This is a genomic window from Streptomyces luteolifulvus, assembly GCF_008806595.1.
In the GTDB taxonomy this organism is placed as follows: Bacteria; Actinomycetota; Actinomycetes; order Streptomycetales; family Streptomycetaceae; genus Streptomyces; species Streptomyces luteolifulvus.
In genome coordinates, this window is record NZ_VZRB01000001.1 from 92,003 (window position 1) to 104,588 (window position 12,586).

A 12,586-nucleotide genomic window follows, 5' to 3' on the forward strand; every position below is an offset into this window, starting at 1 on the left:
CTCAGTACGCCCGGCCCCGCATCCGGCGCCACCACATCAGGCCTCCGCCGATCAGGAGGATGCCGAGCGCGCCGGCGCCCGCCGAGGCGGCGATCAGGGTGGTGTCGTCCGAGGTGCCCGCGCCGGCCGGCTGGAGCGCGTCGCCCAGCTGGTTGCGGACGTCGTTGCCGCCGCTGACGCCCTTGGCGAGCGCGCCACGCGAACCCGCCGTCGGGTTGGCCAGGTACGGGAAGGACTTGCCGAACTTCTTGTCGTTCTTGTCGACCGCGTCGCCCAGGTCGTTCTTGGAACCGACCAGTTCGCCCTCGACGACCTGGAGCGAGGCGTCGATCACGTCGTCACTGAGCCGACGGCCGTTCGGGAAGCCCGCGTTGTCACCGTCCAGGACACCCAGCCGCTTGGGGCTGGCGGCCGGCTTGATGGATGTGTTGAGGCGCAGCTCCTCCGCCGGACGGACCTTCGGCGGCTGGTTGAGGCCCTTCACGCCCTTCAGGAACACGTCGACGAGGTCGTTGCGCGGTTCGGCGGGCGCCTTGATCTTGTAGATCGCCTCGATGAGCTTCGGCAGCTCGGGGTTGGTCACGTTCTTCAGGAACTGGGCGTCGTCCCACGGCGCGGACGCGTTGAACTTGTCCTTGTCCTTGAGGGGGTTGACGACCTCGTTGACCAGCGGGTTGCCCAGACGCGAGACCTGCGCGTAGTACCCCTGCGCGTTCTTGCGCTGGGTGGTCGACCAGATGCCGACGATCGGCTGGTCGGACGACTCGGTGATCATGTCCGTCGGGACCTGAAGGGCGATCGAGTTGACGTTGTAGCCCTTGAGGGTGTCGCGGCCGACCTCCGACAGGTTCCCGCCGTACAGCAGGTCGAAGACGCGCAGGTCCAGGAAGAACGGGTCGTCGGCCTGCCCGGCGAACGTCTTCGCGCCGTTGGTGAGCTTGTGGATCGCCTGCTTGCGCAGCGTGCTGTAGTCCGGCATCGACGCCTTGCCGACGTTCGACGGTGCCACCGGCACATCGTCGGCGATCTTCGTCGAGTGCGTCACCTTCTGGTTGCGCAGCTTGATCAGGTCGATGTCGTACGTCTGCGTGATGTTCAGGTCCGGGTCGTCCAGGCTGGTGACCGGACCCGTGTTGTACAGGAACGTCTTGTTGTTCTTCGTGTGCGTCTTGAAGGTGTAGCGGAAGAGCAGCTCACCCTGCGCGTCACCGTTGTTGTCGATGTGGAGGTCGTACTGCGCGTCCTCGGCGAACGTGAAGAAGTTCGGGCCGCCGGCGGGCTCCTCGAACGGGATCCAGTTCGCGACGATCGTCGTCGTGTCCGGGTGGTCCGGGCTGACGAAGGCGTACACGTCCGTGTTGTCGTACTGCGGGGTCCCCGAGATCAGCGGGGCCTCCCGGTGGCTGGAGGCGGAGGCCGCCCCCGGTTCGAGCGTGGCCACGCCGGCGGCTGCAAGCCCCCCGGCGGCCAGCGCGCCACAGATGAGGGTCGCGAGGCCCTTGCGTCCTGTGCCGCTCCTGGAGATAGGTGTCATGCCGTCCGTCCTCAACGTGCCAACTTGCCTGACGAACGCCATTCGGAGCGGCCGGCAGGGTGGATTGGTCGAATCCCAAACGTTCTTACGTCGCGTCCCGAAACTTGTTTCATCGCCGGGCGACCCGCTTTTTCGGCAGGCTGATCCGTAACCCCATCCGGAGGCACACTCGTTGCGAATGCCTCGTGTGACGGGACGGGCCGTGTGCGGCCCACTGAGAGGGGGACCGAGTTGGAGGCGGACGAGCTTCTGGTGCTCGTGGCAGGCGGCGACCAGAAGGCATTCGAGGAGTTGTACGGACTGGTGTCCGGGCCGGTGTTCGGGCTCGTACGGCGCGTGGTGCGCGACCCGGCACAGTCCGAGGAGGTGGCCCAGGAAGTGCTGCTCGAACTCTGGCGGTCCGCCGCGCGGTTCGACCCCGGCCGGGGCAGTGCCCTGTCCTGGGTCCTCACCCTCGCCCACCGCCGGGCCGTGGACCGGGTGCGCAGTGCCCGCGCGGCGGGCGAACGCGAGCAGCGGGAGGCCCGGCGGGCTCATCACCCTGCCTTCGACCAGGTCTCCGAGGAGGTCGAGGCCGGTCTCGAACGCGAGTGGGTCCGCCGCTGTCTGGACCGGCTCACCGCCCTCCAGAGACAGTCCGTGACCCTCGCCTACTACGACGGCTACACATACCGTGAAGTGGCCGAGCGGCTCTCCCTGCCGCTGGGCACGGTAAAGACCCGGATGCGCGACGGACTCACCCAGCTGCGCAAGTGCCTGGGAGGTGTCGCATGAGTTTCCGTCTGTTCCGGCGCGAGGACATCCATTCCCTCGCCGCGCCCTACGCCCTCGACGCCCTCGAACCCGGCGAGCGCGCCCGCTTCGAGAAGCACCTCAGGGGCTGCGGGAGCTGTGCCGCCGAGGTGCGGGACCTGTCCGAGGACGCCGTCCGTCTCGCCTGGTCGACCGCGGAACCGGCGCCGGCCGCGATGCGGGAACGGGTGCTGGCCGCCGTACGCACGACTCCGCAGGAGCTCGCCCCGCGCGACCCGGCGCGGGCGCGCGCTCCCCAGTTGCCGCCGCATGTCTGGGGCACGCAGCCGCCGCCGGGGCGCACCCGTGCGCCCCGGTCGCGTCCCCTGTTCGTGCCGTTCGCCACCGCGACGGCCGCCGCGGCGCTCGTGGTCGCCTCACTCTTCGCCGTCCAGGCCGAGCGGACGCAGGACCAGCTGGACGCCGAGCGGGCCCAGGCACGTGAGATCGCCCACGTTCTCGCGGCTCCCGACGCGCGGGCGGCCACCGGCGAGGAGGCCGGGGGCCGAAGTATCGGAGTGATCGCCTCCGCATCGGAGGGGCGCGCGGTCGTCACCCTGAGCGGATACAACGCTCCGCCGAGCGGCAAAGTGCGCCAGCTGTGGCTCATGCGCCCGGGCGCGCAACCACGCTCCCTCGGGCTCTTCGAGAGCGACACGCCCTTGGTGGCATCCGGTCTCTCCAAGTCGTCCACATCACTGGCTGTCACGGTCGAGCCCGACGGGGGCTCAGCACAGCCCACCACCCAGCCCGTTGTTCAACTCGCCCTGAAATCAGTCGGATTCGAAGAGTAATCGTCAACACGCTTACGGGGAAGGTGAATCCTGTGACCGCGATACACGCATGCCCCAAGGGGGCGATAGGGTTACCCTGCCCGGGCCGGGTGGACTCGTACGGGTGGGGAGAGACATGGAACAGATAACAGTGCGCAGCAGGGCCAGGGTCCCTGCGATCACCTGCGGGAGCAGCGCGACCAGTTCGCGCCTCGACCGCCATCTCTCGGTGCTGGGGGGCCCTGCCGTCCCGCAGCGGGAGGCGGCCGAGGCGACCTCGCTGATGCGTGAGCTGACCGCGCGTGACACCGCGCACGACCGCAGCGGCTGGGGCGCGCGAGTGAGCAGAGTCTCGCTCTTCGCACCACTGCGCCGACTGCGCCGTTCGCTGTTCGGCGGGCGCTGAGCCCGGCGTTCCCCAAGGTCCGCGCTCGGGCCGCCATGCCGCTCCGGTCCATCGCTGCGATCCGACCGTCCGTCATCCCCACGGCGTGCAGCGTCGCACCGGTCGGCTTCCCGAGCGCGGACACGTTCCTCACCGCGTCTTCCCGTCACCTCGGCACGGTCCCACCCACCCGTGTTCAGAAGTTCGGCGTTGCCGCAGGCCCGGTCGCATGCCTGCTCAGATCGATCGCCTGCTCAGATCGAATGCCTGCTCAGATCAGTGCGAATTGCCCCTCGGGGCCTTCCTCGTGATGGTCGAGTACCGAGGCCGGTCTGCGGGCTGACTCCGGCACCGGAAGTACGCCCGCCGTGCGCAGCTCCCCCGTCGTGATCGGTGAAGTCACCGTCAGCTCCTCCTGTTGCGGGCGGAGCTCCGCCCGCAGCGCGAGGACGGTGATCAGTTCGAGCAGCTCCGACGTCCATGCCTGTGGCCAGGTCGCCGGGCGGATCGCTGTGAGGGTGCCCCGAGTGGGCTCCGTCGTGCGGGTGGTGAACCACTGTTCCAGAACCCGTGTTCCGGACGCCTCGTAGTCCCAGGCCTCCGGGGGGACCGGGGAGATGCGGCCCTCGTCGAGGTGCAGGGTTTCCTCGTCGCGGTCGTAGTGCAGGGTCAGGGGGCGCGGTGGCAGGGGAGCGCGGACGTAGGGGCGGCGGCCGCCGGGGAGTTTGGGGCGTTCGCCGTCGCGGCGCGACAGCCAGAGGATGCGGTGGCCCAGCTCGACGCCGTGTGCCCAGAGTTCGGTGTCGTCGGTGAGAGGGACGGACGGACCGGGGCGTACGGCCGCCAGGATCCAGGCCAGGACGTCCCGCGGGGCCGGCGCCCGGCCGAGGCGGCCGGTCAGGTGGTCCAGGAGGCCGGGCGCCAGGTTGGGTTCCTCACCGCCCGGGCGCCGGAACAGCGGGCGGATGCGGCCGGGGCGGAGCAGCGGAAGCAGCGAGGTCGCGAGGAGAAGCGGGCCGGAGGCGCCCGGCGTCTCGACGGTGAAGATCTGGTGCTCGTCCGCCACCCGCCACAGCTCGGGCCGGGCCGAGTCGATCAGCCGGTGGTCGGGGATCAGCCACTGCTCGTCGAACGGGGCGTACAGGATCCGTACCGGCTCCGGGCAGGTGCCCGAGGCGCGGACCAGTTTCTCCGTGCCGCCGGCCCGCCCCGGCAGCTGACCCACCGCGGAGTACAGCCTGCGCGAACGCGTCGGCTCGAACAGCGCCTCCCGGTCGGGGCCCTCGGACTTCACGAAGGCGTCCCAGCGGGCCGTGAGGGATGCGGCGTCGGGGCCCGCCGGCCACCCCCGGCCGAGCCGCGGCGGTGCGACGGACCACGGCATGAGGTCCGCCAGCGGCGGAGCGTCGTCGTGCGTCACGCTGGGCATCGTACGTGGGTCCACGGACAACCGGGTCAGGTGGCGTCCAGGGTCACCGTGAAGGAGAAGCGGTCGCCCCGGTAGTGGATGACGGCCACGTCCAGCGGGCGGCCCTCGGTGTCGTAGGTGATGCCCGTGTAGTGCAGGATCGGGCTGAGCAGCGGGACTTGGAGCAGCCGGGCCGTCTCCGGGTCCGCGAGACGGGCCTCCACCGTGTCCGTGATGCGGCTGATGTCCGCCCCGACGATGTCCCGCAGCACCTTGGTCATCGGCCAGCGGACAAGGTCCTCCAGATCGATGTGCCGGGCCAGTTCGGGGCGGAGCCAGTTGCGGGCGTGGTTGGTCGGCTCGCCCGTCTTCTCGTCGCTGCGCAGCCGGTGGTACGTCGCCGTCTCGGCCAGGTCCGGGAAGTACTCGGCGAGTTCGGCGGGCACGGGCGCGGTGCCGTGGTCCAGCAGTTCGGTGGTCATGCCGGACTGCTGGGCCACGATCGCGTCCACCGAGCCGAGCAGCCGCACCGGGGCGCCCCGCCGGGCGGCGGGCTCGATGAACGTGCCTCGCCTGCGATGGCGGGTGATCAGCCCTTCGTCCTCCAGCTCCTTCAGTGCCTGGCGCATGGTGAGCACACTCACTCCGTAGTGCCCGGCCAGCTGCTCCTCCGTGGGCAGGCGCAGCGGGTCCTGGGGCGAGCGGCCGAGTATCGAGGCGCGCAGCGACTGCGACACCTGGTACCAGAGCGGCAGCTTGCGGTTCAGGACGATCGAGTCCGGGGCGAAGGAGGTCACGGGCCATCCGTACCGGGTGGGAATGATCAGTGCAAGGGGCGGAAGTGGCGCTCGAGCCCCTGCCAGACCTCGTCGTACCCCTGCTGAAGGTGCTCGGCGTGGGCCGCGGGGGGTGTCAGGGTGATCGGCCAGCGCGTCTCGAACATGAAGGCCAGTCCGTCGTCGATCTTCTGCGGCCTGAGCTCGGCGGCGCTTGCCCGGTCGAAGGTGTCCCGGTCCGGTCCGTGCGCCGACATCGTGTTGTGCAGCGAGCCGCCGCCCGGCACAAAGCCTTCCGCCTTCGCGTCGTACGCACCCTCGACCAGGCCCATGTACTCGCTCATCACGTTCCGGTGGAAGTACGGCGGCCGGAAGGTGTCCTCGCCCACCAGCCAGCGTGGCGCGAAGACCACGAAGTCGACGCCGGCGAGGCCGGGGGTGTCGGACGGAGACGTCAGCACCGTGAAGATCGACGGGTCCGGGTGGTCGTAGCTGATGGTGCCGATCACATTGAAGCGGCGCAGATCGTAGGTGTACGGCACATGGTTGCCGTGCCAGGCGACCACGTCGAGCGGTGAGTGGTCGTAGGTGGCCGTCCACAGGTTGCCGCAGAACTTGTTCACCACCTCCACCGGGCCCTCGACGTCCTCGTAGGCGGCGACGGGCGCGCGGAAGTCGCGGGCGTTGGCCAGCCCGTTGGCGCCGATCGGGCCGAGGTCGGGAAGCCGGAGGGCCGCCCCGTAGTTCTCGCACACATAGCCGCGGGCCGTGGCGTCCAGCAGCTCCACACGGAAGCGGACCCCACGCGGGATCAGCGCGATGTGTGAGGACTCCACATGCAGCTGACCGAACTCGGTGTGCAGCAGCAGCCCGCCCTGCTCGGGGACGATCAGCAGCTCTCCGTCGGCGTCGCTGAAGACCCGGTCCATCGAGGAGGTGGCGTGGTACAGGTGCACGGCCATGCCGGCGCGCTGGGTCGCGTCGCCGTTGCCGCCCAGGGTCCACAGGCCCGCCAGGAAGTCCGTTCCCGCCGGGGGCTCGGGCAGGGGGTTCCACCGCAGCCGGTTCGGGTCGGGCACCGCCTCGTGGAAGGGAGCCGTGCGGAGCGCGCCGTTGTCGGTGCGGGTGAACGCCGGGTGCGCGGCCGAGGGGCGGATGCGGTACAGCCACGAGCGGCGGTTGTGCGCCCTGGGCTCGGTGAACGCCGTCCCGCTGAGTTGCTCGGCGTACAGCCCGAGGGGTGCCCGCTGCGGTGAGTTGCGGCCCTCGGGCAGTGCGCCCGGTACGGCCTCGGAGCTGTGCTCATTGCCGAAGCCGCTGAGGTATGCCAGGCCTTCCGCGGTCTTCCGCGCGTCCCCGCTCATGATCGCTCCCTCGCATTTCGATTCCTATGTATCACCGTAGGATTGCGGTTTCGTATGTGCAAGGGGGTGGCGGAACCTCCTCACCAGGGAGGAGCCGAACCAGACTCCAGGGGGATTCGGGGTGTCGGACTCGTGTTCTAGTCTCCCGGGCATGTCGTGGACGCGCGGACTGCTCGCCGCGCTCGCGGTCTGTGTCCTGCTGCTGGCCGGATCCGCGGGCTGCGGCACCGGCAACGAGCACGAGCAGCAGAACGGGAAGAACGGGAAGAGCGGGGTGTCGCCCTCACCGGTGGGCAAGATCCTGGAGGACAAGGACAACGAGGGGCGGCGCTACCGTGAAGTGGACGAGCAGGACGCACCCGAGGTCGGCATCGAGGTGGAACCCGATGCCCGGGCCGGCTGGGACGTCCGGCTGACCGTCCGGAACTTCCGCTTCTCGCCTGCCGGCACCAAGGCGAAGGCGGTGGCCGGCCGCGGCGTCGCCCTCCTGTTCGTGGACGGCCGTCCCGTCGCCGGTCTCCGCACGCCCGAGTACCACCTCTCGGCCGGCTTCGTCCCGCACGGCACGCATCACGTCACCGCACGCCTGTACGCCGACGACCACACGGTGTGGGCCGTCGACGGTGAGCCGGTGGAGAGCACCGCGGACATCACGGCCTCCGAGTCGGAGCCCTCGGCCGACGGGACCGGCGCCGGCACCACGGCCACGTCCGGCGGGTCGAGCGTCCCGGGCGCTCGACCGCGTACCGAGGGCCGAGGTTCACCGGACCGCGGCGGAAAGGCATCATGAAGCCCGTGCCCCACACGACATCGCTCCGCCGCGCGCCCGTGCAGCGGCGCAGCGCCGAACGGCTGACCAGGATCCTCGACGCCTGCGCCGACCTCCTCGACGAGGTCGGCTACGACGCCCTGAGCACCCGCGCCGTCGCCCTGCGCGCCGGCGTGCCCATCGGCTCGGTCTACCGTTTCTTCGGCAACAAGCGGCAGATGGCCGACGCGCTCGCCCAGCGCAATCTGGAGCGGTACTCCGAGCGCGTCGTGCGGCGCCTGGAGGAGGCGCGGCGCGGCGACTGGCGGGCTGCCATGGACGCCGTACTCGACGAGTACTTGGCCATGAAGCGCACCGCGCCCGGTTTCTCCCTCGTCGACTTCGGCAACCAGATCCCGGTCGGCGCCCGCCACGGCGAGCCCAACCACCGCGTCGCCGACCGTCTCACCGACCTGCTCTCCGGGTATCTCGACCGCGAGCCGGACGACGATCTGCGGCGCATCTTCCTGATCGCCGTGGAGACCGCCGACACCCTGGTCCACCTGGCCTTCCGGGTGGCGCCTGAGGGGGACGAGAAGATCATCGAGGAGGCGCGGGAGCTGCTGCGGGCGTATCTGGCGCGCGTGCTGGACTGACGGGCGCGCATCCGCTGGACGCGGCCCGGTGCGATTTTCCGACCCTCGTTGAGGTAGGGGGCTCCCCTCCGTCCATACCGGTCGGTATGCTCGGCTCAGTCCGCGTGTCACCGCTGCCGCCGTCCACCGGGAGGACCCGTGTCCCGCACCGCCCTGCGAATCTGCCCCCTGTGCGAGGCCACCTGCGGGCTGACCCTCACCATCGACGGCACCCGGGTCACCGGCGCCCGCGGGGACCGCGACGACGTCTTCAGTCGCGGGTTCATCTGCCCCAAGGGCGCCTCCTTCGGCGCCGTCGACGGCGACCCCGACCGGCTGCGCACCCCCCTCGTCCGCAAGGACGGCGAGCTGCGCGAGGCCACCTGGGAGGAGGCGTTCGACGCGGTCGCGGCGGGCCTGCGTCCCGTCGTGGAGCGCCACGGCCAGAACGCCGTCGGTGTCGTCCTCGGCAACCCCAACGTGCACACCATGGCCGGCGCCCTCTACCCGGCGCTGCTGCTCGCGAGCCTCGGCACCCGCAGCATCTTCTCCGCGTCCACGGTCGACCAGATGCCCAAGCACGTCTCCAGCGGGCTCCTCTACGGCGACGCCAACGCGATCCCCGTGCCCGACCTCGACCACACCGACCATCTGCTCCTCATCGGCGCCAACCCCCTCGAATCCAACGGGAGTCTGTGCACCGCCCCCGACTTCCCCGGCAAGCTCAAGGCACTCAAGGCCCGGGGCGGCACCCTCACCGTCATCGACCCGCGCCGCACCCGCACCGCGCGGCTCGCGAACCGGCACATCGCGATCCGCCCCGGCACCGACGCCCTGCTCCTCGCGGCGATGGCACACGTCCTGTTGGAGGAGGACCTCGCCGCTCCCGGTGAGCTCACCGAGCACCTCCAGGGACTCGACGAACTCCGCGAAGCCGTGAGGGACTTCACACCGGAGGCCGTCGCCGGGGCCTGCGACGTGGACGCCACCTTGATCCGTACCCTCGCCCGTGAACTGGCCGCCGCCCCCACCGCCGCCGTGTACGGCCGCATCGGCAGCTGCACGGTCCCGCACGGCACCCTGGCCAGCTGGCTGGTCGACGTCCTCAACATCCTCACCGGCAACCTCGACCGCCCCGGCGGCGCCCTCTTCCCGCAGGCGGCCACCGACAAGACGCCCCGCCCCGCCGGACCGGGCCGGGGCTTCGCGCTCGGCCGCTGGCACTCGCGGGTGAGCCGGCACCCGGAGGCGAAGGGCGAGCTGCCGATCTCCGCGCTCGCCGAGGAGATCGACACCGCGACGGCGGAGGGCGAACCGGTCCGGGCCCTCGTCGCGATCGCCGCCAACCCCGTCCTGTCCGTCCCGGACGGCGACCGTCTCGACAAGGCCCTGGATTCCCTGGACTTCATGGTCAGCGTCGACCCGTATCTGAACGAGACCTCGCGCCACGCCCACGTCGTGCTGCCCCCGCCGCCGCCCTCGCAGAGCGCGCACCACGACTTCGCCTTCAACACCCTCGCCGTACGCAACCAGGTCCGCTACAACCGCCCCGCCGTGCCCCTGGAGCCCGGCCGGATGCCGGAGACCGAGATCCTCGCCCGGCTGATCCTTGCCGCGACCGGCATGCACGGCGCCGACCCGGCGGCCGTCGACACGCTCGTGATCGACCAGACCCTCGGCAAGGCCGTCAAGGAACCGCACTCGCCCGTACACGGCCAGGACCCCCGCGACCTGGCCGCGCGGCTCACCGGCGAGACCGGCCCCGAGCGGCGGCTCGACATGATGCTGCGCCTCGGCCCCTACGGCGAAGGCTTCGGCGTACGACCGGACGGGCTGAGCCTGGAGAAGCTGCTCGCCCACCCGCACGGCATCGACCTCGGCCCGCTCCGGCCCCGGCTGCCGCAGCCGCTGAAGACCCGCAGCGGCAAGGTCGAACTGCTGCCCGAGCCCATCGCGGACGATCTGCCGCGGCTGCGGGAAGCCCTGCGCGAACGCCCCGACGGTCTCGTCCTCGTCGGCCGGCGTCATCTGCGCTCCAACAACAGCTGGATGCACAACGTGCCCGCCCTCACCGGCGGTTCGAACCGCTGCACGCTGCACATCCACCCCAAGGACGCCGAACGCCTCGGCGTGCGCGACGGGGAGCCGGTGAGGGTGAAGGGCGCCGGGGGAGAGGTGACCGCCCCGGCCGAGGTCACCGACGGGGTGCGCCGGGGGGTGGTGAGCCTGCCGCACGGCTGGGGCCACGACCGGCCCGGCACCCGGATGAGCCATGCGTCCGCCGACCCCGGCGTCAACGTCAACCAGCTCCTCGACGGCAGCCTGCTCGACCCGCTGTCGGGCAACGCGGTGCTCAACGGCGTGCCCGTCGAGGTCGCCGCGCTCGTGCCCGCGACCTGAACCAACCCCGCATTGCTCACGCCCCTGACCTGCGCAAAGCCATGACCCAGGTCGCCGCGCCCGCCGCGGCGACCTGGTAGCGGGCGTCGCGGGCGTGGCCGCGCCGTTCGTGATGCTCGCGGCGCTGTTGCTGCTGTCGACGGGGGTCGCGCTGCGGTCACCGGCCCAGCGGGCGGAGGAGGGGCAGGGGGCGGCGGGCGGCCGTACGCAGTCTTCGTCCCGCGCTGAATCCGACCGTCCGTTTTCTCGCTCACCGGACCGTATTGCCCGCTTACCGGTGCGTAGCGTCCGATCCCGCCCGGTCTCTTCCCCGGACGGGCACAATCCGTTAACTTCCGTGACTCACACGCCCCGTACGACCCGCACGTGGCGTTCGACCGCGGAGCGTCAGCGCTCGCTCAGTGAGCCCCCGGGGGCACCGTCATGACACGCGCCATCTCCCTGCACGACGTGAGCAAGGTCTACAGCAAAGGCGTCCGCGTGGTGGACCGGCTGTCGCTGGACATCGCGCCCGGCGAGTTCCTGGTGTTGCTCGGACCCTCCGGCTGCGGCAAGTCCACCATCCTGAGGATGATCGCCGGCCTGGAGGAGATCACCTCCGGCGAGCTGCGGCTCGACGGCGCATACGCCAACGGCCTGGTCCCGTCCCAGCGGAACATGGCCATGGTGTTCCAGAACTTCGCCCTCTACCCGAACATGACGGGCCGCGGCAACATCGGCTTCCCGCTGCGCGTCGAGAACCCCGGCGAGGACCCGCGCCCGCGGGTGGACGCCACGGCCCGCATGCTGGGCATCGAGGACCTCCTGGACCGCTTTCCGAGTCAGCTCTCCGGAGGCGAACGCCAGCGCGTCGCCATGGGCCGGGCCATCGCCCGCCATCCCTCCGCCTTCCTGATGGACGAGCCGCTGTCCAATCTCGACGCCAAGCTCCGCAACCATCTGCGGGCCGAGATCACCCACCTCACCCGGGAGCTGGGCGTCACCACGGTGTACGTCACCCACGACCAGGCCGAGGCCATGTCGCTCGGCGACCGGGTCGCCGTCCTGCGCGGCGGCGTGCTCCAGCAACTGGGCACCCCGCGCTCGGTGTACGCGCTGCCGCGCAACCTCTTCGTCGCGGCCTTCATCGGCATACCGCGCATCAACCTGCTGCGCGGTGTCGTCCGCGCCCCGCTCGACGGCGCGATGACCATCAGCCTCGGCAAGCAGTTCCTGCGGCTGCCCGAACCGCTGTCCCTGGACCACCAGTTGCTGCGCGTACAGCAGGGCAGGGAGATCTTCGTCGGCCTGCGTTCGGAGGCGGTGCGGATCGCGAAGCCGGCCTCCGCCCGCCCCGGCGAGGTGGCGATCACCGGGCTGGTGGAGCACGTGGAGTTCCAGGGGCACGAGATCTTCGTCCACTTCAACACCGGCTCCCGCCCCGCCGTCGTACCGGAGCTGGAGGCCCCGCGCCCCGCCCGGCCGGTCCGGCGCCGCCGTCGCGAGGGGTCGGTCCTGGAGCGGCTCAGGGAGCGAGCGGGCGCCCTGCGGGCCGGCCCGGTGGCCGTCCTGGAGCGCCCCGGGGACGGCTCCGGTGCCGATCCCGTGCCGCCCGAGGGCCGCCTCCCCGGCGACCTCGTCGTCCGCACCACCCCCGACATCGATCTGCGCCGGGGCATGCAGGTGCCCCTGCTCGTCGACCTCGCTCATCTCTTCGTCTTCGACCAGCACGGCGAACGCATCTGCCCGGCCCCGGCGCGGCTGCCGGATCTGGCGGAGTGACGCCGCACAC

Annotated in this window: 11 protein-coding genes; 7 read left to right on the forward strand and 4 right to left on the reverse strand. The window is 71.1% G+C overall.

Annotated features, from left to right (window positions below):
* Window position 1: 1 nt before the first annotated feature.
* Window positions 2–1,534: a DUF4331 domain-containing protein gene (locus tag F7R91_RS00440; RefSeq protein WP_150943223.1), complete on the reverse strand. Its 1,533-nt coding sequence runs from the start codon at window positions 1,532–1,534 to the stop codon at window positions 2–4.
* 231 nt (window positions 1,535–1,765) lie between these two features.
* Between F7R91_RS00440 and F7R91_RS00445 the strand changes: the two genes are divergently transcribed.
* The 3 genes from F7R91_RS00445 to F7R91_RS00455 all read left to right on the forward strand — a co-directional run bounded on the left by F7R91_RS00445 (window position 1,766) and on the right by F7R91_RS00455 (window position 3,505).
* On the forward strand, window positions 1,766–2,308 hold the full coding sequence (locus F7R91_RS00445; RefSeq protein WP_150943914.1) for a sigma-70 family RNA polymerase sigma factor: 543 nt from the start codon (window positions 1,766–1,768) through the stop codon (window positions 2,306–2,308).
* The gene (locus tag F7R91_RS00450) at window positions 2,305–3,120 is read left to right on the forward strand and encodes an anti-sigma factor (protein WP_150943225.1); all 816 of its coding nucleotides are present in this window, start codon (window positions 2,305–2,307) and stop codon (window positions 3,118–3,120) included. The genes F7R91_RS00445 and F7R91_RS00450 overlap by 4 nt, the downstream gene beginning before the upstream one ends.
* Window positions 3,121–3,235: 115 nt before the next feature.
* Window positions 3,236–3,505: a hypothetical protein gene (locus tag F7R91_RS00455; RefSeq protein WP_150943227.1), complete on the forward strand. Its 270-nt coding sequence runs from the start codon at window positions 3,236–3,238 to the stop codon at window positions 3,503–3,505.
* 250 nt (window positions 3,506–3,755) lie between these two features.
* On the opposite strand, the gene F7R91_RS00460 is transcribed toward F7R91_RS00455, so the two are convergent.
* From F7R91_RS00460 to hmgA, 3 genes are read right to left on the reverse strand one after another with little or no spacing between them, the layout of a single operon-like run.
* Complete coding sequence (locus tag F7R91_RS00460) at window positions 3,756–4,913, reverse strand: type ISP restriction/modification enzyme (RefSeq protein ID WP_191971294.1); 1,158 nt, start codon at window positions 4,911–4,913, stop codon at window positions 3,756–3,758.
* Window positions 4,914–4,939: 26 nt separating this feature from the next.
* Complete coding sequence (locus F7R91_RS00465) at window positions 4,940–5,689, reverse strand: GntR family transcriptional regulator (protein ID WP_150943231.1); 750 nt, start codon at window positions 5,687–5,689, stop codon at window positions 4,940–4,942.
* A gap of 26 nt (window positions 5,690–5,715) precedes the next feature.
* On the reverse strand, window positions 5,716–7,032 hold the full coding sequence (gene hmgA, locus F7R91_RS00470; RefSeq protein WP_150943233.1) for a homogentisate 1,2-dioxygenase: 1,317 nt from the start codon (window positions 7,030–7,032) through the stop codon (window positions 5,716–5,718).
* A gap of 151 nt (window positions 7,033–7,183) precedes the next feature.
* Here hmgA and F7R91_RS00475 point away from each other — a divergent pair, with 151 nt between their 5' ends.
* The 4 genes from F7R91_RS00475 to F7R91_RS00495 all read left to right on the forward strand — a co-directional run bounded on the left by F7R91_RS00475 (window position 7,184) and on the right by F7R91_RS00495 (window position 12,576).
* Window positions 7,184–7,822 (forward strand): hypothetical protein, encoded by a 639-nt coding sequence (locus F7R91_RS00475; protein ID WP_150943235.1) that lies wholly within the window; start codon window positions 7,184–7,186, stop codon window positions 7,820–7,822.
* Entirely contained in the window at window positions 7,819–8,436 is a 618-nt protein-coding gene (locus tag F7R91_RS00480) for a TetR/AcrR family transcriptional regulator (protein ID WP_150943237.1), read from the forward strand. The genes F7R91_RS00475 and F7R91_RS00480 overlap by 4 nt, the downstream gene beginning before the upstream one ends.
* A 138-nt stretch (window positions 8,437–8,574) precedes the next feature.
* Window positions 8,575–10,815, forward strand: a complete 2,241-nt coding sequence (locus tag F7R91_RS00485; protein WP_150943239.1) for a molybdopterin oxidoreductase family protein — start codon at window positions 8,575–8,577, stop codon at window positions 10,813–10,815.
* Between the two features lie 423 nt (window positions 10,816–11,238).
* Window positions 11,239–12,576, forward strand: coding sequence for an ABC transporter ATP-binding protein (locus F7R91_RS00495; RefSeq protein ID WP_150943241.1), 1,338 nt, complete (start codon window positions 11,239–11,241; stop codon window positions 12,574–12,576).
* Window positions 12,577–12,586 lie beyond the last annotated feature (10 nt).